The following is a 21,063-nucleotide window of genomic DNA, read 5'->3' as shown; positions in this document are numbered from 1 at the left end:
GCTAAAACCGACGCTCTGCGGTTAAAACTGAGGGCGCTCCTGATGGGAAAACTGGGCGCGCCCCTGGCGAGTTTGCTCAGCGATTGCCCCGAGCAAATCTTCAAGCTGGGTCAACGAATCATTAACGTACTGGTCAGACTGATTCATAAAATCGCTGGCTTCGCCGCGTGCAGAATTAACTGTTTCTTTAGCTACCTGTTGGGCTTCTCGGTAGACATTTTCTTGCGAAACCATTTGATCTGCGCGCTGCCGGGCTTCCTGCATAATCTGCGAGGCTTGCTCCTTCGCTTGGGCAATGGTTTCTTCTGCCTGGGCACTGGCGTGAGCAATCGCCGACTCGGCTTGCTGATTGGCGTCGGACACCGTTTGCCGCGCCTGTTCATTTGCCTGCGCAATAGTTTGTTCCGCGTTCCGCTTGGCCTCTTTAGTGACTCGCTCTGCTTCAGCACGTGCATCGGAAATGGTCTGCTCAGCTTCCTCATCAGCGGCATCTAAAACTTTGTTAGCATCGGCTACAATCCGATCTGCATTAACTAGGTCAGCTGGTAACGCCGCCCTCGCGTTGTCGAGCAGCTCTACCCCCTCGGCCTGATTAATCATTACCGATGCGGAAAAGGGAACGCTGCGTCCCTCTTCAATCATTTCAGTGAGGCGATCGAGCACTGCAATCACATCTGAAGGTGCGTACTGTGGTTCTTCCTGGGCTTCCATAATCTTCCTTCCTTTTTAGGCTTCTGGGTTCAAAGATTGATCGGGGACGGCGGTATCTTTCGACACCACCGCAAATGCTTGCTGTAGCGCCTGTGCTACTTCAGGAGGAACAAACCCGGAAACGTCTCCCCCGTAGGCGGCGATTTCTTTAACCACTGAAGAAGAAATCAACGCATTTTCCGGGGAAGTAGGAATCAAAATGGTGTCAATCCCGGAAAGCTGGCGGTTGGCGAAAGCCTGGGTCATTTCACTGTCGGTATCTTTAGAATTGCGAATTCCTTTCACCAGCGCCACTGCTCCATAGCGGGAGGCCAGGTCACAAGCTAACCCCTCCCAGGTAACTGCCTGAACATTCGGCAAATCGGCGGTGGCTTGAGTAATGAATTCTTCACGTTCGGCGGCGGTGAACAGATAATTTTTCTGGGAGTTTTTTGCTACCGCCACAATCACACGCTCAAAAATCTGGGCTGCGCGGCTAATCACGTCCAGGTGACCATAGGTCAAAGGGTCATAGGATCCGACACAGACAACAGTACTCATAAAACCAAAATACCTGCAAGGTATCACGAGAACGCCTGTCCCACGCGGAGGAAGGAGAAACTGAGGCTGCTTTAACTTTTTAGAGGGCACCGAGGGCAGGACGTAGGAAGTAGACGGCGCTTTCCCCATAGAGTTTGCGGGCTTGCTCCTCCCAATCGTTTTCGTTCCATTCTGGGACTTCATCGCGCGCAGAACGCTCTACTACTATCCAGGCATCGGGATCACACAGGGGGAGCAGCTGAGTGAGAACCTCCAAGAGTTCCTGATTTTTCATAATGTAGGGTGGGTCGATGAAAACCAATTCCCACTGGGGATTCGGGTCAGTTCCCTTCCAACGCGACGCCAAGAAAGACAGCGCAGACTGCACATATAGTTTAGCTCTGGAAAACACCGGAGATGCCGCCTGATTTTTCCGAATGGCGGCAGCCGCACTTTGGGCATAATCAACCAGGTCTAAGCTGAGGGCACCTCGTGAGAGTGATTCAAAACCGTAGGCTCCGGAACCGGCGAAAAGATCCAAAACACAGGCATCTTCCAATGCTCCCCGAGATTGCAGAGCCGAGAAAATTGCCTCCCGCACTCGATCTTGAGTGGGACGTGTGCCAGAAGAGGGGGCAGAAAGCAGGATTCCCCCGGCAGTCCCGGCTATTATTCTCATCATATTGACAGCCTATCCCTAGCGAAGTTCACAAATAGCGACTTTCGATATTACATTTAAGCATTCCACTACCCACGCTCTAAAAATTCCTGTTCTTCTTCGCTGATTCGCCGGGAAATCACTGCTCTTAATATTTGATGCTTCTCTAGCTCCGGATCTGCCCTAACCAAATCTTTCGCGTCTTGGCGTGCCTGGGAAATCACTGCTTCATCCGCTAGCAAATCCAAGATTTTTAATGAGGAGGCGCGGCCGGACTGACTTTCTCCTAGAATGTTCCCACTTTCCCGGAGTTTAAGATCTATGGCGGCCAAGCGAAAACCATCGGTAGTTTCGGTGAATGCCTGCAGTCGGTTGCTAGCCAAGGTATCTGGCTGCGCTCCCGACCAAACCAAACAAAGCCCTCCGAAACGGCCACGCCCTATCCGCCCCCGCAGCTGATGCAATTGCGCTAAACCAAATCGGTCAGCATCCAGAATTACCATCATGGTTGCCTGGGGAACATCCACCCCCACTTCGATTACCGTGGTGGCTACCAATAAGGGGGTTTTCCCACTAGTAAAATTCGCCATCGCCCGGTCTTTGTCTTCCGCTGACATTTGGCCATGCAGAACCCCGATCTCAATTCCGTTTAACGCTGGTTGCGACTGTAACTGGCTGACCGTATCGCTAACGTTTGCGATTGATTCGCGGACGTCCCCACCCTCTTCACCCTCAGCCTCACCATCGCTTTGGGAGCCGGGATTAATCGCTGGACAGACTACAAAAACTCGGTGACCAGCCGCAATTTCCTCGGAGGCGCGTTGCCAGGTGCGCGATCTCCAGGTGCGATTAGCGGTATCTACTCGAAAAGTCTCTACTTTGTTTCGGCCTGGCGGCATTCCCTTAAGAGTCAGCAAATCTAGATCCCCAAACGAGGTCATGGCTACAGAGCGTGGTATTGGGGTAGCGGTCATCACCAATAAGTGAGGAGTTCCAGATTCTGTCTGCCGCAGCCGGTCACGCTGGCGCACCCCAAATTTGTGCTGTTCATCTATGACTACTACCCCCGGGGAAGAGAGCATTACCCGCTGGGAAAGCAAAGCATGAGTTCCCACTATCAGCGCGGGCTGCCCGGTTTTAAGCGCATCCAAAGTACGATGCTTTTCCGCAGCAGGTAAGGAAGATGTAAGCCGATAAATCGGAACTCCCTCTCCCCCACGCGAACTGAATCCCCCCGGTTGGGCGTATTCACCTAATAGCTTAGTGAGAGTAGAAAAATGTTGCTGCACCAAGACCTCGGTGGGCGCCATGAAGATTCCTTGTCTCCCCCCATCTACTGCCCGCAACATTGCTAGCAGCGACACCACAGTTTTACCGGATCCCACATCCCCTTGTAGCAGCAAGTTCATAGGGTTAGACGACTCAAGGCGCCGACCAATATCCGCTATGGCTAGCTGCTGAAAATCAGTTAAAACAAAAGGTAGCGAGGAAGCTACCCGCTCGGTAAAGCCGCCCGGAACCTCTTTTAAAATGGGCGCATCCGCAGCGAGTTCTTGTCGCCGCTCAGCTAGCGCCACTTGCAACACAAAGGCTTCCTCGTAACGAAAACGCTTACGCGCAGCCTCGTAATCCGCGCGAGTGCGGGGGCGATGAATCTGTTCTAAAGCTGTGTTTATCTCTAGATATCCTTGTGCTTTCCGGATATTTTCGGGCAAAGGATCTGGCAAAGGAGCAAACTTTAGCTGATCTAAAACCACTGCAATCGCTTTTTGGGTAGTCCAGGTGGGCAGCCCGGCCTTCGCCGGATAAATCGGTTCCGGACGCTGCGCTTGCACCTTAGCCGCCTGATTACTTGCAGCATCCAGATTTTCGTCACTTACCTCTTGATAGGAGGGATGGGACAGCTGCAAGTGTCCGCGATAAAGGCTGGGGCGACCAGAGAATAATTTTGTTTGCCCCACCTGCATTTGCGAGGACATCCAGTTGATTAGGTGCTGGCTTTTTGCCCAAAACACCGCATCCATTAGGTTTTCCCCATCGCTTAGCTGCAGGGAAAGCATCCATTTTCCGCCGCGAGTACGCCTTCGCGAAGAATCTGCGATTTGGGCGATTACTGACTGTTCTTCCCCCAAGGTGAGTTGCGGGAAAGAAGTAAGCTCCCCCAGTTCGTGATAGCGCCGAGGAAAGAAATACAACAGGTCAAGGGTAGTTTGTATCCCGAATTTTTTATCTAACTTCCCGGCAACGCGCCCTAGGACTTTTTTTAGGGGTTCCCCGGTTACTGGAGTTTCCTGCCCACTCACGAAGAAAGTACCCCCACCAAGGTTTCGCTATTTTGCCCTCCGCTGATTAACTCAATCCGAATTCCAGGAGCCCCTTGCGACAGCGCGTTTTGAATGCGGGCGATTACCTCGGGATCCTCTCCTTTACGAGAAAGGATTCGAGCTTGAATATCATTGGGACTCACCGAGGATGTCAACAGATCAAAGGGGGTTTCCAGCGACACTGTCCACGTACGTTGGATGGCTAAGGCATCAAAGGTACGCGAGCGCTGCAGCTGGATCAGGTCAGGGATTTCAATCGCGGAAGAAACTATTTGACAGCACGCGCGGGCTACTTCTAGTACTTGCAGGTCATCTTGAGTAGGCGCCACCATAATTTCAATCCCTTGATCTTTGGCAGGCCGTACCAAGTTCGCTAGTTCTGCCGCACTTACCTGGTCACAGGGAAGTACTTGCACAACTTCCTGCTCCATTTCGGTGATTAACGGCAATATTTCCCGAGGAGTCCCTCGGCGAGAAAGCACCACCGTGGCACCCAAATTAGCTAAATCTCCCACCAATCCCGGAGCCGAAGCATAGGCTAGAACCGCTGGTCTAATCGGACGAATAGCACGCGAGGAATCCAGACTCACCAAATTGGAACTGGAGGAAGATGCGTTTTCAGTCAGTAGCGGAGGACGGGTTAATATCATCCCCGATTTTTCCGGTAACAATTCGATTACCCGCCGGGGATGTCGAGTACGCACTAACAGCATCCGCGGACCGATTCCCAACATGTCAGCACGCCCGGTAATTGCCCCATACACCCCGTTTTGTTCTAGTTCCGCGCGCAGTCGTTGAAAACGAGAGTTATCTACTTCCCCGCGCCAAGTTAGCACTAAAGAATGAATTTGCGAGGACGTAGGCAAAGCAAGGTGAGAAGCCGGAGTCATATCGCGTACCATTTGCAAACTGGTAGCTAGCGCCCCTTGGTCTTGCTGATTTTCTTGACAATAAGTTTCTAGCATTGCCGCCACTAACAGCATTAATACTGCCGCTCGCGCATCGGGGCGTCCGTGGTTTTCTTCTGCTCCTTCTACCAGAGCCACCTGGCTGGCCATCCAGGCGCGCGAAAGGATATCTTCGATTGACATTTGTTCCGGCTGGGTTTCTAACTCCGCGTTTACCTCTTCTATCAACCCCGACAAGGTGGGCGGATCAAGGCGTTCCACGGCGGGCAATAGGCAGCGCGTGGGGCACTGGCCGCTAGAACGCAACACTTTTAATAGCTGCACCGGGTTTAGACCGGGGGAATTAACCGCATTGGCGGCTGCGCTGAACAGTTCGGACAGCACTATTCCGATCATCCCGCTGGCTCCTGCTAACGCGGCGTCGGCGATCGCCTCTAATACCCAACTAACGTCTCTATCGGCACTAGGTGGCAACCCGGCCACAGTCAAAGTAACCTTATCCCAGGTTAGAAGGGCATTTGCGCCGGTATCGGAATCAAGTTCGCTTTGTGAATCCATGGCATCTAGCGCGCTTTGCGCGGCTTGCAGCACTTCCCCGCTAACTTTTACCCAATGCCGGATATCACTTCCAGTAACTTGCAGATCCAGGCGCTCCTCAGATTCCAGCGCTGTCGCCACATTTTCCCGTTTGCCCTTTACCCGCGGTTTCACCGGTTTGGGAGCCAGCTGCGGCACTTCAAAGTCAAGCAGTCCAGTTGTTCCTTTTACTGTCACTTCCCCGCTTTTTTGACTGTTTTTTGCCGCTTCCTGCCGGGAACGGAGACGTGAGGCGGACTTATTGGGCTTTTCACTTTCCTTAACCTCAAAGGGATTTTTCTCTTCTTTCCCCTGGTTATTGAGCGGCATTGAACTGGCTGGAACCGTTTTTTTGGCTCGCGCGGCGCGCGCGAAATCCGCAAAAGAAAATAGATCCGCTAGGGGTTCTTCTTCGCTCACCACCGCCTCCTTCACAAAATAATGGCTAAGGTCTGTTTTAGTCCGCCTTCATAGTCTAACGAGTTTTTCAGTGAAGCCTGGCACAATAACCACCTGGTAGTTGGCTGTTGCCCTTCGAATCAGTTAATCTGGTCGGGTTGCCGATATCTGGGCGTTACCGCTCAGAGCTAGAAGAATACTTGAAGGAGACTATCGTGGCTGCCACCTGTGACATCTGCGGAAAAGGCCCCGGTTTCGGGAAGAGCGTTTCGCACTCCCACCGGCGCACGAACCGCCGTTTTAACCCGAACATTCAAAGCGTGCGCGCCGTTGTTGGTAGTGGCCGTAAACGGATGAATGTTTGTACCAAATGCCTGAAATCTGGTCGGGTAACCCGCTAGTAACGGGGAACACTCAGCGCCGTCTGCCTTTGGCAGGCGGCGTTATTTTTTATCCGGAAACTTTTTCAACCTGAGCAACGGATGCCGTGTAAAGTTAGGAGTGACTTTCCGTTGATAAATTAGATAACTAGAGGATTCTCATGAGCCAGAACACCCCAAACCAATACGGTAATTTTCCTAATAACCCTGGTCAGCCTCAGGGACAACCTTTCCCCGGACAGGCAGCTCCTGGCAACTATCAGCAGTACCCGCCTTTCCCCGGACAGGCAGCTCCTGGCAACTACCAGCAGTACCCGCCTTTCCCCGGACAGCCAGCTCCAGGCATGGCATCCCCTATGCCGAATCCCGCAGCCGGGCAGTACCCGAATCAGAAATCAAAATTGGTCGCCGGTCTGCTGGGGATTTTCCTAGGCGGTTTTGGGGTACATAATTTCTATCTGGGAAGGACTGGGAGAGCAGTTCTTCAGCTAGTAATCACCCTACTTTCCTTCGGTATCGCGTCCATCTGGGGCTTCATCGAAGGCATATTAATTTTGGCGGCAAAACCTGGATCTTCCTGGGCACTCGATGCCGAAGGGATACCTCTACGTGACTAACTAGCGCCGAGCCGGTTATTACTGGTTCCCAGCACCAAGTTTGCCCACAGGGAAAACTGCCACCAATTGCGTTTCCGGTTTTCCCATGTGAGGAAGTTCAAAGGCCACCGGGGCGCTTTCAGCTTTATTTAAGGCGCCCTAATCTGCTAGATTAGGTATCAACCGACCAGGAAACTGGTACGAAAGTGGAGGTTTTCCCACCTGGATGCTCTCGGGTATCGGGTAAGAACAGATGCTAAAGTATCTGTGCGTTTTTCGCAGCCTCCGCAGAACAAGCGGGGCTTTTCTTTTTAAGTTTGGCTCCTAAAAATCTTAAGCAAGGAGTAGCTATCAGCAACGAGACACGCATTAATGACCGCATCCGGGTGAAAGAAGTACGCCTAGTTGGCCCCAGTGGCGAACAGGTAGGGGTAGTCCGGATCGAGGATGCATTGCGCCTAGCCACCGAAGCTGGCTTGGATCTAGTAGAGGTCGCCCCCACGGCGAAACCTCCAGTTTGTAAGTTGATGGATTACGGCAAGTTCAAGTACGAGGCCGCGCAAAAAGCCCGTAACGCTCGCCGTAACCAGGTGAACTCCCAGCTAAAAGAGATTCGTTTCCGCCTAAAGATCGATGATCACGACTACGAAACCAAGAAAGGCCACGTAGTACGGTTCCTCGAAGGTGGAGACAAAGTAAAAGTCATGATTATGTTTCGCGGGCGGGAACAGTCCCGCCCCGAGCTGGGCGTAAAACTTTTAGAGCGCCTGGCCGAGGACGTAACCGAGATGGCTACCGTAGAGTCTATGCCCCGTCAGGACGGACGCAATATGACTATGGTGCTAGCTCCCACGAAACGTAAACATCACACCAAATCGGATCAGCGTCGCCGCCGCGACCAACAGCGCGGCGAAACTATGAACCGTCAACAACTTAAGGATGCCCGTAAAGCGCGGAAAGCTAAAGAGGCTCAGGAAGCAGAAGCCGCTGCAGCGAAAGCGAAAAAATAGAGGTACCCGACCGCCTAAAAAACAGGCAAAACCACCGGCGTGCCGGTAGAGAGGAAAAACAATGCCGAAGATGAAGACGCACTCCGGTGCGAAGAAGCGCTTCCGCAGGACTGGAAGCGGAAAACTCATGCGGGAAAAGGCAGGTAAACGTCACTTGCTTGAACATAAGTCTTCCAAACTGACCCGTCGCCTCAGCCGCGATCAGGTAGTGGCACCCGCCGACGCCAAGCGCGTAAATAAGCTGCTGGCTGGCAACAAGTAGGCAAGGAGAGGATTAAAAAAGATGGCACGCGTAAAACGAGCAGTTAATGCCAAGAAGAAACGTCGCACCGTATTGGATCGCGCCTCCGGTTACCGGGGTCAGCGCTCCCGCCTGTATCGTAAGGCTAAAGAACAGCTGCTGCACTCAGGCGTTTATTCTTACAACGATCGGCGCAAACGCAAAAATGATTTCCGAAAGCTGTGGATTCAGCGGATTAATGCCGCTTGCCGCGCCCAGGATATGACCTATAACCGCTTCATCCAGGGCTTGCGCCTGGCGGAAATCGAAGTTGACCGCCGGATGCTCTCTGAACTCGCAGTTTACGATATTGATACCTTTAATCAACTGGTAGAAAAAGCGAAAGCTGCGCTACCGAAGGACGTAAACGCTCCGGCTGCCTAAAGCTGTGAAGAAAAGTTAGCTTTTGCTTAATCTACGCCTAGACACGATTGACAATCCTCGCTCCCAGCGAGTGCGGATGCTAGTCAACCTGTCTAGGCGTAGTTTTCGTTTAAAGCATGGCTTGCTGCTGGTAGAAGGGCCGCAGGCTTGCCGGGAACTGCTGCGTTTTTTCCCGCAGGCTGTCCGGGATGTATATCTAAGCACGGATGCCCCCTCTCCCGCACTCCAGGTGGCCAGGATGGCGTTAGAAGTGACTCCGTGGGTACATCCGGTTACCCGACAGGTAATGAAGCTATTTGCGCCCTCTGCCCAAGGAATTACGGCCACTGCTGAGCTTTCGTTGTTACCTACCGATAGTCTTCCGGCTTTTGAGGATTTACAGGAGAGCATGTGGGCAGTGTGTGCGCGGGTGCAAGACCCCGGTAACCTGGGGACTATCATCAGGATTGCTGATGCCTGCGGTATGGACGGGATCCTAGCATTAGCAGGCTGCGCTGATACCTCTAGCCCGAAAGTTATCCGCTCCAGCGCCGGGAGTCTGTTCCACCTACCGGTTTACTCCGGTGCTTCTTTTGGATCTTTAGCTCAGCTCAGTAAGAAAAATGGTGGCTACCTGGTGGGACTATCAGGAGCTGCCAAAATGGATTTACCTGTATTTACCTCCTCCACCTCGTTAGCGACCTCGCCCCTGTTTATCTGCCTGGGTAACGAAGCCCAAGGTTTAAGTAGCGAGGAACTCGCCCTCTGTAATGAAACCATCTCTATTCCCATGTGGGGACAAGCTGAATCCCTAAACGTGGCGACTGCTGCCGCGATCGCCCTGCACGCCATCGCTACCGCCCGCGCTCGCTAAGTGGGTTAGGATTCCCCAGCTCTAGCTATTTCATTCCTACTAGCTGAGGGGCAGGGTTAGGGTGAAAACAGCTCCTGAGGTGGCGCGATTTTCGCCTGTGACGCTGCCGCCGAGGGCTTCAGACAAGGTTTTTACGATCGCCAACCCCAGACCGGAAGATTCGCCGGGCTGGCGCGCACTATCGGCACGCACGAAGCGATCAAAGAGGGTATCGACAATCCGCTCGTCGATACCCGATCCGTTATCAACCACCTGCACCTGCACTAGCCCACCTGTTTTAAAGCAAGCACTAACCTGCACTTTGGTTCCGGCAGGAGTATGCTGAGCCGCATTTGAAAGCAGGTTAGAAAAAATCTGGGCGAGAGCGGATTCGCTGCCCACTACCCTGGCTGCGGCCAATTCCTCCCCTATTTCCAGTTCCCAGAGGTGGTCGGGATAGGCAATCCGGACAGTCGTAAAACTATCAACCAAGGCTCCCGCAATCGGCACTTCCTCTACCTGAGCGCTTTGTCCGGCATCCATCCGCGCCAACAAAATCAAATCAGAAACTAGATCCGCGAGCCGCCCACTTTCCCTTTCGATCCGCTCTACCGCGGCTGCGGCCTCCTCTCCCAGGTTTTGCCGCGCCAATAGCTGGGCATAACCGCTGATAGCAGCGACGGGGGTGCGTAGTTCATGAGAGGCGTCAGCTACAAATTGGCGCAGCTGCGCCTCGCTATCCTCACGTAGTTTCAGCGAGGTTTCAACATGCTCGAGGGCGCGGTTCAAAGAGCGCCCGAGCTGGGCGGCCTCCGAGTCTTCCCGGGTAACCACGTCTTCAACTCGCGCAGGTAGCTTAGCTTCGTTTTGGAGATCGACGGTTTCAACTTTTCGCGCTACCCGTTCAACCTGGGCTAGATGCCGCAGTTCCCGGTGTACCAGGAATCGCGCCAAAAAGTAGGCGCCTAGCAGAGCCGCGAGCGATCCTAAAGTGTAAAAGAGGGTAAAGGAACGCAGAGTTTCATTTACTTCCCGCAGCGGAATTCCGCTGGCGATCTGGGCAGTGCCACCGGGGCTACTCACCGAGCGCTGTACCACTCGATAATCGCCTAGCGAAATCAGGTGAACGTTTTGGGGATGACCAACTGAATGTGCCAACACCTGCTGCACCTGGGCGCTGTTTAACTGGCGCGAGCCCTCTATCGGGCTAGCCACTAAAGAGGTCGCCTGACTGCCTTGATAGATGAGGCTAAATGAACCGGCTGTTATTCCCGGGAAATCCCGTCCTGGGTGCGGTTTCTCCGGTTTGTCAACATGCTCTCCCTCGCCGTCTTTACCATGCGGATCAGGGAGTTTATTCGCGTGCGGTGTATCTTTTGCCAGCTGATCCGCCGGTTTCCCCTTGGGGGATTCGCCTTCTTGCGCGCTTTCCTTCTCCACGGTTAAAGGAGTTCCTAAAATCTCTTTTCCCTGGCCAGCGCGGGTAATTTGGGCTAGTTGATGCACAGATTGGTTAAGGGAAGTGTCGAGTTGAGTATAGAGGGCGCCGCGCAGCGTTAGTCCTGCGAAAGTTCCTACCACCGCGAGCACCAGCAGGCACACCCCTAGCACCATCACCGGTAGGCGGCGCGAAAGACGGCGTGAGGGGGCGCGTAAAAACCGGCCCCTATTGCGTCTGTTATTAGCCACGCGCCTGCTCCGAACGCATCACGTACCCTACTGCCCGCACGGTTTCAATCAATGGTTCTGCCTCCTGGTCGATCTTTTTTCGCAGGTATGAGATATAAAGCTCGACTACGCTGGCCTTGCCGCCGAAATCAAAATGCCAGACGGCATCCAGGATCTGTTCTTTGCTAAGAACCCGATCACAATTTTCCATCAGGTAGCGACACAGTTCGAACTCGGTTTTTGTTAGCTCGATTGGCTTCCCTGCCCGGCTAACCTGGCGGCTGTCTACCTTCATTTCTAGGTCTTTTACCCGCAACACCTGCTCTTTGGGGTCATTTTCACCAGCAAAACCGCTGCGGCGCAATAGTGCCTCTAGGCGCAACTCTACTTCGGTTAAATCGAAGGGCTTGGTTACATAATCGTCTGCCCCAGAGCGTAGCCCAGCGATTTTATCGGCGATAGCATCCTTAGCAGTAAGCATTAGCACCGGAATATCCTCCCGCTCACGCCGGATCCGCTCCATCGCTTCAAAACCATCCATTACCGGCATCATCACGTCCATCACCACCGCGTCCGGGCGTTGTTTTCTGGCCAGCTGTACCGCCTGGAATCCATCATTAGCGGTGAAGGTTTCCCAACCTTGGATGCTTAGAGCCTGCGCCAATAGGTCGGCTAGTAATTTTTCATCATCCACGATCAGGATTCGGGGCACCTGGCCTGCCCGCGCCAAACCAAAGGCGCGGGCAGGATTTGCTTCAGTTTCCATGTCTTAATTATGCCTTTACCCTGAGCTGTTCAGGTGGCTTTAGCTGTTATTGGAGGGCGCGATGCTCTGGTTTTGAAAGCCGCTTGTCCCCCCACTACCGTTTTGGGAGTTGCTTTGTTTCTGCTGGTTTTGCAGCTTTTGGTTCTGATTGTCCTGCGGTGGTTGTGGCTCTTGCCCATTTTGGTTTTGCCCGTCGGGTGCCATCTGGTCGTATTGCCCTCCCGGGGCATTTTGCCCCGGCTTCCTTGGACCGCAAGGCCCCAGATCGCCACCTCTTCGCCCGTCAGGAGCCATCTGTCCGTCCTGCCCCGGAGGCATATGTCCGCCGTGACCCGGGGGCATATGTCCGCCGCCACCGTGGTTAGATATTGCCATCCCCGATCCCATGCCTCCCAAAAATAGGATGACTGCTGCCCCTACTAGGGTGACCGCTTTTACCCAGGTTTTCCGGAAAAAAGAGGCGATTTTCCCGCTCTTAGCGCCAGTTTCCTCCACAAAGGACGCTGGCTGGAAACTCTCTTGCGTGAGCGGCACGGATGCTGCCGACGCTCCGGACTGCGCACCCGCAGGGAGCACTGGTTGCCTGGATTCAGGTTTAGGTTCAGTTTCCTGCCCAGTTTCCATCGACTGGCTTCCGTGAGCTGCCAAAGAAGGCTCGGGGGCATCCTGATTATTTTCCTGCTCGGGCAGCTGCTCAGTAACTTTACCGTCTTGCTCTAGATTTTCTTCCTTTGCTTCATTTTCGGGATTCATTTTTCCTCCTAAGTTGTTTCTTTAACTGACACCACTAAGTTAAGAAACTGATTTATGAGGCTCGGAAGAAAAACCTATGAATTTGCTATGGATATTTTTCGCTGCTCGAATAGCTTTTCGTTAGCACCTGATTTTACCTACCTGAGCAGCCATTTTAGCTTTAATGAGGACGTTTGAAAATAAAACCCGGAACCCGGGACATTATTTTGCGGGCTGCTTCACACAGTTGGCACAGAGCCCAAACACATCCGCTATATGTTCAATATCGCTGAACTGGTAGCGCTGCGATATTTGCCCTATCCATCGCTCTAACTGGTCATCTTGAATATCTACAGTGTACCCACAGTTTCGACACACCAGATGGTGGTGATGACGCTGCGCCGCGCAACGCCGATAGAGGGTTTCCCCCTCCTCGGAACGTAAGCTATCCAGTTCCCCAAGTTCAGTCAGAGTCTGCAAGTTGCGGTATACAGTAGCTAGCCCCACGGTTTGCCCAGCTTCTATCAGGGCGGCATGCACCTGCTGAGCTGAACGGAAATCTGTTTCATCAGCCATAATCGCCATAATGGCGTCTCGCTGCCAGGTTTTACGATGTATTATCATTACTTCTCCTAACTACTTTCCCACCACTTAGCGCTGTCGCAATAGACAGATTTTCCTGACCGCCGCTTCCAAGGCATATTGCGGATCCCGGCTGGCTCCTTTGGCATCTGCATCTGCCTGCGCAATAATCTTAATCGCCGCTGCCAATTGTGAATCCTTCCATCCGTGCACTTCTCTCCGTGCTTTTTCCACCTGCCAGGGCGCCATTCCCAGCTGAGCAGTATTTACTCCTCTCACACTCACTTTTGCCAGGCTGCGGAACTTTAGGGCAAGAGCACCCCCGATAGCGACCGGTTCCACTCCCGAAGAAAATGCTTGCCGCAAAAGCACTAGGGCACGCGAAAGATTCCCCATCGCAGCTGCATCTGCCACATTAAAACCTGTGGCCCCCACCCTCGATCCGTAGAACTGTTGCACTGCCTGCAAGGTTACTGCCTGCGGATAGTCAGATACTAACTGACGGGCAGCGCCGATTAGCTCCGCTAAATCTCCACCGAGCGCATCTACTAGTAGCTGCGCACCGGCAGGTTCAATACGCCCACCGATAGTGCGAACTTCTTCGACCACTAAAGCCAGTTTGTCGCGGGCATTCTTGACTTTCGCGACTTTAACCTCCTGAACCCCCGCCTTTTTTATTTTGTCTATCTGGCGTTTTCCTTTATTGGAACCATCATGCAAGGCCACTACCCAACAATCTGGTTGTGGAGTCGATAGATAAGAAACTAAGTCTTCACCCAAAGCTTCATCTGCGGATTCAAAGTCGGGAATTACCAGCAGGCGTGCCTCCCCAAATAAAGAGGGAGAGGTTAGAGAATCTAAGGAACCTGCTTGATAACCGGTGGCAGTCAGCTGAGTCACTGCCAAAGAAGGATCCTGGTTTCGTCCCAATTGCTTTAAGCGGGCAAGAGCGCGATCTGCTAGCAGTTTTTCTGATCCACGAATTAGTACCACGGATGCCAGGGTGCAATCTCGCCAACTCATCTGCTTGGAGGCCATACTTCCACATTGCCACCTATGCCCGTTTTTGCAAAGTAGCATCGAAAAATGAAGCTTGCCCCACAGGCAACTGCGCTCAAAGCTAGAATGCCGGGAATTCCTTGTGGCCAGGGCAGAACCGCTAAACGGTTGGCTGCGACCCCGTGGGCAACCATCATTACCCAGCTGCACCCTATACCCAGAATTTTAGCTAGCAAAGTACCCGGCAACGGTAAGAAAGTCAGGCAAGCCCCTCCCCAAATTAGCAAGGTAACTACCGGAGCGATTGCCACATTTGCTAACACAGTTAAGGTACTGATTCCAGGACGGATAAATAGTTGCCCTGGCAGACATGCTATCTGAGCTATCAGACTAACTGCACTAACGGTTAGGAAAGCCACTAAAAACTTCTCCAAACGTGACCGACATTTTTCCGATGCTACTCGCAGTATCAGCCAGCTTCCCTTTCTTTCGAAAGATTTTAGGTTTTCTTGTAGCTTTGCCTCAAAGGGTTTAGCAAACAGTACAATCGCGGCGGTGGCACTAACTGATAATAAGAAACCGGCATCTTGTCCAAAAGAGGGTTCAAAAATTAGGAGCCCAATTACTGCCGTCTGTAGAGAACTAAAAGAGCTGGGTTCTCTGCCCCGGGTCAAAGCCAAGATGCTCACCATACCCATTAACGCCGCACGTAGTAGCGAGGGAGCTGGTCCCAGTAAGAGACAATACCCTATTAGCAGACTTCCACAGGCAGCTAGACGCCACCGCCGTTGAAGACCGGAAGTTAGCAGTGCAACTAGGGACAACAGCACAGAGATATGCATCCCGGATACACAAGTAATATGCACAATCCCAGCAGTTTTTAACGCTTCAGTATCCGCAGAGGCATCGGCGCGAATTCCCAAGATCATCGCCGGCAGCAGTGCAGCTGCTGCCGGGGATTTTGCAGCGACTAGTTTTTCTTCCAAGCGACTCGCTAGCTTTTGTTTTAGAGCCGCGGCACCGCACGGCCCGGCTCTAACTTTTGGGGTTGCCACGATTTGAGCAGAAATATCTAACAAAGTATTTACACTGGCAAAATCGTATATGAAAGGGTTGATTTCCGCTGCGCGATGTGGCTTTTCCAGTTTCAAGCTGGTTTCCAAAACAGTACCGCGTGCATAAGGCGCTAGTCGCTGGCCGAACGCCACAACTTGCAACTCGGTTTTTATCTTCGGAGTACCCGGTATTCTTGCCTCCAATAGCTGCAACTGGATTATTTGTTGCCCACTGCTAGGGGCATATTTTCGCGGAGGATTTTCTACCATTGCCAATACTCGAAATTGGGAGATATCTCCCTGCCAGGCACGTACTAAGGGATCTGCGGATATTTGCCGAGCAGACTGCGATAATGACAGCCCTACTCCGCCAAATACCCCAAGAGCCAATGCTAAAGTTAGCCCTACCCCATATAAACGCCGGTAATATACGCCAAGCAATAGTGCGGCCGCTATTACTAGGGACATCGCACTAGCAATTGGTTCCCACTCCAAAGGTAGGCCAGGCAAAATCAATGTCCCTAACCAAGAGGAAAGCGTTGCTGGTAGTAGCCTAAGATCTAGGATGCGCCGTTCCATTGCTACCTATACTTTGATTAATTCCGCCAAGGAGGCATATTTCTTTTCCCCGATTCCGGAAACATTTTTTAAGTCCTCAATGCTTTGGAATCGTCCTTGTTCCTTGCGATAAGCCACTATCCGTTGCGCCAAGGCTTCTCCCACTCCCGGTAGTTGTTGTAGCTGTTCTTTCGAGGATTCATTGATTGAGATTTTCCCGTCTCCTGCCGCCGCACTGCCGCCCACGTCGGCACTATCTTCCCCGATACTACTGTTTGCACGATCCTCGACACCCACTCGAATCTGCTCCCCGTCGTTAACTTTGCGAGCCAGATTCAACCCGGATAAATCCGTGCCGGACACCGCACCCCCGGCAGCCTTAATCGCGTCTTGTACCCGAGCAGAAGCCTCCAGACGGACTACCCCCGGTTTATTAACTTTTCCCACAACATCGACCAGGACCGCACCATTAGCTGCGGAGGAATGCACTGCTGAGGAACTGAAATTGGTAGCTGGTAACAAAGTGTGGCTAGTAGGAGTTTTACTTTGCCTCCAGCCCGCCAGCACTGCCACTATGACGATGACAACCAGTGCCACTGCCACTATCTGTGGAGAGGGAACCAGGCGCACCCGTATACCCCTTTTAGGCGCACGTAGGCGCCCCTCTGCCTGCTGTAAAAGCTTTTGTCCCTGAACGGCGCTGCGAGCGGCTTGACGAAACTGCGCACGGGTATAGCTGGATTTTTCTTGATCCATAGGGCGAACCTACTGCCCGCCAGTTTTAATTTCCATCAAAAGTCTTCAGCCAACAGGACAAATCAGGGTTATCTCTCGCTGGGGAAAAATCTTTCAAGTGAGCAAGGATCCCGCCATAAACACACTATTAACGGGATTAACTAGTTATTTCCCTCGCTTCCTAGAGCCCGCAATCTTTCTAAAGCCTCCGTTAGATCCGGGCTTAGAGGGGCTTCAAAAATCATTTTCTCTTCTGTTACTGGATGGGTAAAACCTAGGGATACCGCATGCAGCCACTGCCGGCCTAGGCCGAGCTTCTTAGCCAATAGCGGATTTCCTCCATAAATCGGATCACCCACCAGACAATGCTTCACCGCCTGCATATGCACCCTAATCTGATGGGTTCTGCCCGTTTCAAGCTGAATTTCCAGTAACGAAGCCCCAGGTAGAACCGCCAAAGTGCGATAATGAGTAACCGCAGGTTTTCCTCCAGCGACTACCGCCATTTTAAAATCCCGGGAGGGATGCCGCCCGATCGGAGCGGAGATAGTTCCCTGTGTTGGTTCTAAGTACCCTTGCACCAGCGCTCGATAAATTTTTTCCACCCGACGAGCACGAAAATCATCCTGGAGTTGCCGGTATGCTGGTTCTGTCTTTGCCACCACCAGAGCACCGGAAGTGCCTACATCTAAACGATGCACAATCCCAATCCGCTCTTCCGGGCCGGAGGTACAAATCTGGTGTCCCGCTGCCAGCAATGCACCAACAACTGTTGGCCCAGACCATCCGGGTGCGGTATGTGCGGCCACTCCCACCGGTTTGTTCACCACCACGATATCGGCGTCTTCAAAAAGAATCGGCAGGTCAAATGGGGTTTCTAAATTCTTACAGGAGGCATCGGGCAAAAGCACTTCCACCTGGTCACCGGGAATAGCCTCGACAGATTTACGGGGAAATTTCCCATTTACCCGCACATCTTTTTGCTTAATCAGTTTGGCAACTTGGGAACGTGAAACCTGTAGTTTAGCGGCTAGTACCTGGTCAAGACGCATCCCCCGCACAGAATCGGGCAAATGCATCGTAACCTGTTCACGCATTGCTACCCCGAACCCGTTCCGGCTGGTAGACATGTTTCCCACTGGTAGAGGGAACACCCAACACCACCAGTACCACCACAGTAATTACCCCAAGTACAATCGCGATATCCGCGATATTCCCGACAAACATGCCGCGATAGTTTAGAAAATCGATTACATGACCTCGAAAAATCCCCGGAGGGCGAATAAGCCGGTCAATCAGGTTCCCCAGCGCTCCTCCTGCCAATAGCCCGAGAGATAATTGCCATGCTAGATTGGTCATAGCACGCCCGCTCCAAATAATAATTGCGAGCACCGCTACCGCAATCACGGAAAAAAACCAGGTGAATCCTTCAGCCAGAGAAAAGGCAGCGCCCGGGTTACGCACCAATTGCAGACCAATAAGGTTGCCAATCAGCGGTTTAGGAGCAGCTCCTATTTCTAAGCTGTTAAGTGCCCAGAGCTTGGTGAGTTGATCAATGATCAGCACCGGTATGGCAATAAAAGCAAATATCACCACTAGGGGGAGGGTTGGCTTCTTTTCTTGCTTATTCATCTTCTTCCCAGATCGGTTAAGTCTAAGACTCAATTTAATAAAAAAGCAGCGATGCCACCACTTACGTGGTGGCATCGCCTCATCCTCCCTGGCTCTCGGGAGGGAAATAGACTTTTATTTTATTTAGGCTTCTTGGGCGTCGAGTTGACCAATCAGCGCCTGCAGGTGTTCCCGCACCTTTTGGCGATAATCGTTCTCGAAGGCCTTTAGGTCGTCTACCCGGGACTCTAGATCTGCCCGCTCGGATTCTAGCTGCTCTAGCACCCGACGACGTTCATCATTGGCCTCACGTACAATTTGGTCACCCTTAAGCCGGGAATCTTCCAGAATCTGATCGGCTTCCTGCTGACCATTGCGCACGTATTCATCGTGTACCCGCTGCGCCAAAGCCAGCATCGAAGTCGCATCCTCGGGCTGGTCGGATGCAGACTGAGAAGCGGCTGCACCCTGCTGCGCCTGCGCCAGCTGTTCCCGCAGCTGCTCAATTTCCGCAATAGCCTGCTGGGTTTCGGCCTGAGACTGCGCCAAAGCCGCCTGTGCTTCTTGCTGAGTTTGCGCCAAATGAGCTTGCAACGCCTGGATTTGTTCCCCAGCCTGCGGATCGCCTTCAGCAGCCGCCGCTTGGAACTGCTGTACCTGCGCCTGCATCTCGGCAATCTGCCCATTAGCGGTTTCCAGCTGTGCCTTGAGCGCTGCTACCTCTTCGCTATTGTCGCTAGGCGCTACTAGCCCACCAGCAGCTGCCTGCTGACGTACCTCATCAAGTTCAGTTTTTAGGGAAGCATTTTGATCCTGCAGGGTCGCAATGGTTTCCACAACCTCATCTAGGAATTCATCAACTTCCTCTTGGTCGTAGCCTTCACGGAACTTAGTCGCTTGGAATTGCTTCCAATGGACATCCTCAGCAGTCAGCAGAGCCATACCTGTCACCTCAGTTTATTATCGTCTTCTCCCTGGGGGAAACTGTCAGCTTCCTCTAGGGACTTCTGCGCTATAGGTTGCAGTTGGAAACAAGCATACCGGAGTTCTGCTCAACTTCCACATCTTCAACAATAGTAACATCTATGATTTTCGGCAACACTTTAGCTATTTTCCTGCAGTTTTAGGAACTAAAAAGCACCAAAAGCGCATTGACTAAGTGCGTCCAAACATTAATTAAGATTGTGACCAGCAAAAATAGCACAATAAAACTGAGGTCTAGGGCGATAGTCCCAAGACGGAGCGGTTTAATAAATCTTCCTAAGAAACGTAAAGGCGGATCAGTTAAGGCAAATACCAAATTACAAAGGAATAAGGTGAATGACTTTTGAGGACGCCAACTGGGGTTTAACGCCATCACCCAGGACAACACTGCCCGGATTATTAGCGCCAGGATGTATAACTGCAGCAGCCATCTGCCAATCAGACCGCTCCAATAGATTAGAGAAAGCATCTATTAACTTTGGTTGAAGAAATCTCTTTTGGACCCCAGGGAGGATGCACCTTCATCTACCTGTACCGATTTTGGCGAAAGCAGAAACACCCGGTTAGTGACCTTTTCAATTCCCCCGTCCAACGCGAAGCTAAGACCTGCGGCAAAGTCAATCATCCGTCGCGCTTCCAGGTCGTTCATTGCTCCAAGGTTCATAATGACCGGGGTACCGTCTTTAAAAGCCTCCCCGATATTTTGCGCTTCGTTATAGGTAGTAGGACGAATGGTTACAATCCGCTTTAGCTCTGAGGCGGGTTCAGGATGGGAGCTCACTGCATGCGGGAAACGCAGTGCCGGCTCTGCAATTCGAGGACGAGGAGCCGGTACTTCGGCGTCCGGAACTTCGCTTTGCAGCTCATCGCTGAATTCCTCGTTCTCTTGCGGTTCGGACAGCCCCAAATAGTCCATGGTCTTCCTCAAAGCGCCCATCAGGTTCTCCTTCGTTCTAATGTGGGTCTATGAAAACGTTAATCGCGACCGGGTTTTTTAGGAAGCATCCCCTCGGCGTGTTCCTAAAACTACCGACCTAAAATTGCAGTTCAGCTAGCTGGTACCTTACCTTTACCAACCACAATCCCCGCAAAGCGTCCAGTGGCACCATCGCGGCGATAAGAGTAAAGATTCCGATCCTCGAAAGTGCAGCGTTTAGAAGCAAAGGTAATCCGTACTCCGGCTGTTCGCAGCTGAGAGATTACTCCGGCCTGCAAATCTAAACCGGGGCTCCCTGAACGAGTTCGCGACCAGGCGGCAGGTACATGCCCGGTCACATGGGTACGCATAGCTTCAGGAACTTCATAGCAAGCCCCGCAAATCGCCGGCCCGATTGCAGCGTGAATCTTTCCGCCTTGCGCGCCCAACTTTCGCATTGCGATTACTGCTTCCCGCACAATTCCAGTAACCATTCCGGCTCTGCCTGCATGTACAGCAGCAACTAATAGGCCATCTTCAGAAGCAAGCAGTAGCGGCACACAATCGGCCACCATCACCGCCGCGGCAGGTGTTGCCAGACCCAGTTCTGTAAATTCACGGGTGTCGATAACGATTCCGTCGGCATCGACAGGACTGTCCGTGTAACCAGGATGGATTTGCGCCACCCGGTTAGAGTGGGTCTGATGCATCCACACCACTTTGCGCCCGATCGCCTGATCAACAATTCTGCGATTTTGCGCCACCAGCAGCGGATCGTCACCAACATGATCCCCCAGATTTAGAGTGGCATACGCGCCGGTGGATCCACCTCCAATGCGGTTGGTAAAAACTGCCTGCGCTCCCCCAAGGTCAAACATTG

24 protein-coding genes are annotated in these 21,063 nt (G+C 52.5%); 6 read left to right on the top strand and 18 right to left on the bottom strand.

Annotation, left to right across the window (positions count from 1 at the left end; translation table 11 throughout):
* Positions 1-21: 21 nt before the first annotated feature.
* The 5 genes from EFB02_RS06705 to EFB02_RS06685 all read right to left on the bottom strand — a co-directional run bounded on the left by EFB02_RS06705 (position 22) and on the right by EFB02_RS06685 (position 6,116).
* Complete coding sequence (locus tag EFB02_RS06705) at positions 22-711, bottom strand: hypothetical protein (RefSeq protein WP_122820825.1); 690 nt, start codon at positions 709-711, stop codon at positions 22-24.
* Positions 712-726: 15 nt separating this feature from the next.
* On the bottom strand, positions 727-1,251 hold the full coding sequence (gene coaD / locus EFB02_RS06700) for a pantetheine-phosphate adenylyltransferase (RefSeq protein WP_122820824.1): 525 nt from the start codon (positions 1,249-1,251) through the stop codon (positions 727-729).
* A 79-nt stretch (positions 1,252-1,330) separates the two neighbouring features.
* Positions 1,331-1,912: an RsmD family RNA methyltransferase gene (locus EFB02_RS06695; RefSeq protein WP_122820823.1), complete on the bottom strand. Its 582-nt coding sequence runs from the start codon at positions 1,910-1,912 to the stop codon at positions 1,331-1,333.
* A gap of 65 nt (positions 1,913-1,977) precedes the next feature.
* Complete coding sequence (locus EFB02_RS06690; RefSeq protein ID WP_122820822.1) at positions 1,978-4,191, bottom strand: ATP-dependent DNA helicase RecG; 2,214 nt, start codon at positions 4,189-4,191, stop codon at positions 1,978-1,980.
* Positions 4,188-6,116 carry a tautomerase family protein gene (locus tag EFB02_RS06685; protein WP_122820821.1) on the bottom strand — a complete coding sequence of 643 codons (1,929 nt, stop codon included), beginning with the start codon at positions 6,114-6,116 and terminating at the stop codon, positions 4,188-4,190. The genes EFB02_RS06690 and EFB02_RS06685 overlap by 4 nt, the downstream gene beginning before the upstream one ends.
* Before the next feature lie 194 nt (positions 6,117-6,310).
* On the opposite strand from EFB02_RS06685, the gene rpmB reads away from it, so the two are divergent.
* The 6 genes from rpmB to EFB02_RS06655 all read left to right on the top strand — a co-directional run bounded on the left by rpmB (position 6,311) and on the right by EFB02_RS06655 (position 9,598).
* The gene (gene rpmB, locus EFB02_RS06680) at positions 6,311-6,496 is read left to right on the top strand and encodes a 50S ribosomal protein L28 (RefSeq protein ID WP_122820820.1); all 186 of its coding nucleotides are present in this window, start codon (positions 6,311-6,313) and stop codon (positions 6,494-6,496) included.
* A 140-nt stretch (positions 6,497-6,636) separates the two neighbouring features.
* A complete protein-coding gene (locus EFB02_RS06675; RefSeq protein WP_122820819.1) occupies positions 6,637-7,092 on the top strand; it encodes a TM2 domain-containing protein in 456 nt (151 codons plus the stop codon).
* Between the two features lie 296 nt (positions 7,093-7,388).
* On the top strand, positions 7,389-8,081 hold the full coding sequence (gene infC, locus EFB02_RS06670) for a translation initiation factor IF-3 (protein WP_122820818.1): 693 nt from the start codon (positions 7,389-7,391) through the stop codon (positions 8,079-8,081).
* A 61-nt stretch (positions 8,082-8,142) separates the two neighbouring features.
* Positions 8,143-8,343 (top strand): 50S ribosomal protein L35, encoded by a 201-nt coding sequence (rpmI, locus tag EFB02_RS06665; RefSeq protein ID WP_071128655.1) that lies wholly within the window; start codon positions 8,143-8,145, stop codon positions 8,341-8,343.
* A 21-nt stretch (positions 8,344-8,364) separates the two neighbouring features.
* The gene (gene rplT / locus EFB02_RS06660; RefSeq protein WP_071128656.1) at positions 8,365-8,745 is read left to right on the top strand and encodes a 50S ribosomal protein L20; all 381 of its coding nucleotides are present in this window, start codon (positions 8,365-8,367) and stop codon (positions 8,743-8,745) included.
* Positions 8,746-8,767: 22 nt separating this feature from the next.
* On the top strand, positions 8,768-9,598 hold the full coding sequence (locus tag EFB02_RS06655; protein ID WP_234992767.1) for a TrmH family RNA methyltransferase: 831 nt from the start codon (positions 8,768-8,770) through the stop codon (positions 9,596-9,598).
* Positions 9,599-9,637: 39 nt separating this feature from the next.
* Here the strand turns inward: EFB02_RS06655 and EFB02_RS06650 are convergent, their stop codons facing one another.
* The 13 genes from EFB02_RS06650 to pgeF form a co-directional block, all read right to left on the bottom strand.
* Complete coding sequence (locus tag EFB02_RS06650; RefSeq protein ID WP_122820817.1) at positions 9,638-11,266, bottom strand: sensor histidine kinase; 1,629 nt, start codon at positions 11,264-11,266, stop codon at positions 9,638-9,640.
* Positions 11,259-12,011 (bottom strand): response regulator transcription factor, encoded by a 753-nt coding sequence (locus tag EFB02_RS06645; protein WP_122820816.1) that lies wholly within the window; start codon positions 12,009-12,011, stop codon positions 11,259-11,261. The genes EFB02_RS06650 and EFB02_RS06645 overlap by 8 nt, the downstream gene beginning before the upstream one ends.
* A gap of 39 nt (positions 12,012-12,050) precedes the next feature.
* Positions 12,051-12,764, bottom strand: a complete 714-nt coding sequence (locus EFB02_RS06640) for a hypothetical protein (protein WP_122820815.1) — start codon at positions 12,762-12,764, stop codon at positions 12,051-12,053.
* A gap of 201 nt (positions 12,765-12,965) precedes the next feature.
* On the bottom strand, positions 12,966-13,367 hold the full coding sequence (locus tag EFB02_RS06635; protein ID WP_122820814.1) for a Fur family transcriptional regulator: 402 nt from the start codon (positions 13,365-13,367) through the stop codon (positions 12,966-12,968).
* A 27-nt stretch (positions 13,368-13,394) separates the two neighbouring features.
* Positions 13,395-14,363: a DNA polymerase III subunit delta gene (holA, locus tag EFB02_RS06630; protein WP_122820813.1), complete on the bottom strand. Its 969-nt coding sequence runs from the start codon at positions 14,361-14,363 to the stop codon at positions 13,395-13,397.
* A complete protein-coding gene (locus EFB02_RS06625) occupies positions 14,345-15,847 on the bottom strand; it encodes a ComEC/Rec2 family competence protein (protein WP_160115390.1) in 1,503 nt (500 codons plus the stop codon). Before EFB02_RS06625 ends, holA begins: the two co-directional genes overlap by 19 nt.
* Before the next feature lie 117 nt (positions 15,848-15,964).
* Positions 15,965-16,693: a ComEA family DNA-binding protein gene (locus EFB02_RS06620; protein WP_122820811.1), complete on the bottom strand. Its 729-nt coding sequence runs from the start codon at positions 16,691-16,693 to the stop codon at positions 15,965-15,967.
* Positions 16,694-16,833: 140 nt separating this feature from the next.
* Positions 16,834-17,802 (bottom strand): RluA family pseudouridine synthase, encoded by a 969-nt coding sequence (locus tag EFB02_RS06615; RefSeq protein ID WP_234992766.1) that lies wholly within the window; start codon positions 17,800-17,802, stop codon positions 16,834-16,836.
* On the bottom strand, positions 17,762-18,304 hold the full coding sequence (lspA, locus tag EFB02_RS06610) for a signal peptidase II (RefSeq protein ID WP_160115389.1): 543 nt from the start codon (positions 18,302-18,304) through the stop codon (positions 17,762-17,764). The genes EFB02_RS06615 and lspA overlap by 41 nt, the downstream gene beginning before the upstream one ends.
* A 123-nt stretch (positions 18,305-18,427) precedes the next feature.
* Positions 18,428-19,225 carry a DivIVA domain-containing protein gene (locus tag EFB02_RS06605; protein ID WP_122820809.1) on the bottom strand — a complete coding sequence of 266 codons (798 nt, stop codon included), beginning with the start codon at positions 19,223-19,225 and terminating at the stop codon, positions 18,428-18,430.
* Between the two features lie 181 nt (positions 19,226-19,406).
* On the bottom strand, positions 19,407-19,736 hold the full coding sequence (locus tag EFB02_RS06600) for a YggT family protein (protein ID WP_200831570.1): 330 nt from the start codon (positions 19,734-19,736) through the stop codon (positions 19,407-19,409).
* A 3-nt stretch (positions 19,737-19,739) separates the two neighbouring features.
* Positions 19,740-20,204, bottom strand: coding sequence for a cell division protein SepF (locus EFB02_RS06595; RefSeq protein WP_122820808.1), 465 nt, complete (start codon positions 20,202-20,204; stop codon positions 19,740-19,742).
* A 110-nt stretch (positions 20,205-20,314) separates the two neighbouring features.
* Positions 20,315-21,061, bottom strand: a complete 747-nt coding sequence (gene pgeF / locus EFB02_RS06590) for a peptidoglycan editing factor PgeF (RefSeq protein WP_122820807.1) — start codon at positions 21,059-21,061, stop codon at positions 20,315-20,317.
* Between the last annotated feature and the right edge of the window lie 2 nt (positions 21,062-21,063).

Source organism: Varibaculum vaginae, assembly GCF_900604285.1.
Classification (GTDB): Bacteria; Actinomycetota; Actinomycetes; order Actinomycetales; family Actinomycetaceae; genus Varibaculum; species Varibaculum vaginae.
Note: the sequence above shows the minus strand (reverse complement) of the source record. Positions and strands in the feature narration are given on the sequence as shown.

Coding starts and splice junctions, on each gene's coding strand:
- EFB02_RS06705 (WP_122820825.1), bottom strand. CDS start 711: ATGGAAGCCCAGGAAGAACCACAGTACGCACCTTCAGATGTGATTGCA.
- coaD (WP_122820824.1), bottom strand. CDS start 1,251: ATGAGTACTGTTGTCTGTGTCGGATCCTATGACCCTTTGACCTATGGT.
- EFB02_RS06695 (WP_122820823.1), bottom strand. CDS start 1,912: ATGATGAGAATAATAGCCGGGACTGCCGGGGGAATCCTGCTTTCTGCC.
- EFB02_RS06675 (WP_122820819.1), top strand. CDS start 6,637: ATGAGCCAGAACACCCCAAACCAATACGGTAATTTTCCTAATAACCCT.
- rpmI (WP_071128655.1), top strand. CDS start 8,143: ATGCCGAAGATGAAGACGCACTCCGGTGCGAAGAAGCGCTTCCGCAGG.
- rplT (WP_071128656.1), top strand. CDS start 8,365: ATGGCACGCGTAAAACGAGCAGTTAATGCCAAGAAGAAACGTCGCACC.
- EFB02_RS06645 (WP_122820816.1), bottom strand. CDS start 12,011: ATGGAAACTGAAGCAAATCCTGCCCGCGCCTTTGGTTTGGCGCGGGCA.
- EFB02_RS06640 (WP_122820815.1), bottom strand. CDS start 12,764: ATGAATCCCGAAAATGAAGCAAAGGAAGAAAATCTAGAGCAAGACGGT.
- EFB02_RS06635 (WP_122820814.1), bottom strand. CDS start 13,367: ATGATAATACATCGTAAAACCTGGCAGCGAGACGCCATTATGGCGATT.
- holA (WP_122820813.1), bottom strand. CDS start 14,363: ATGGCCTCCAAGCAGATGAGTTGGCGAGATTGCACCCTGGCATCCGTG.
- EFB02_RS06625 (WP_160115390.1), bottom strand. CDS start 15,847: ATGTCCCTAGTAATAGCGGCCGCACTATTGCTTGGCGTATATTACCGG.
- EFB02_RS06620 (WP_122820811.1), bottom strand. CDS start 16,693: ATGGATCAAGAAAAATCCAGCTATACCCGTGCGCAGTTTCGTCAAGCC.
- EFB02_RS06615 (WP_234992766.1), bottom strand. CDS start 17,802: ATGTCTACCAGCCGGAACGGGTTCGGGGTAGCAATGCGTGAACAGGTT.
- lspA (WP_160115389.1), bottom strand. CDS start 18,304: ATGAATAAGCAAGAAAAGAAGCCAACCCTCCCCCTAGTGGTGATATTT.
- EFB02_RS06605 (WP_122820809.1), bottom strand. CDS start 19,225: ATGGCTCTGCTGACTGCTGAGGATGTCCATTGGAAGCAATTCCAAGCG.
- EFB02_RS06600 (WP_200831570.1), bottom strand. CDS start 19,736: ATGCTTTCTCTAATCTATTGGAGCGGTCTGATTGGCAGATGGCTGCTG.
- EFB02_RS06595 (WP_122820808.1), bottom strand. CDS start 20,204: ATGGGCGCTTTGAGGAAGACCATGGACTATTTGGGGCTGTCCGAACCG.
- pgeF (WP_122820807.1), bottom strand. CDS start 21,061: ATGTTTGACCTTGGGGGAGCGCAGGCAGTTTTTACCAACCGCATTGGA.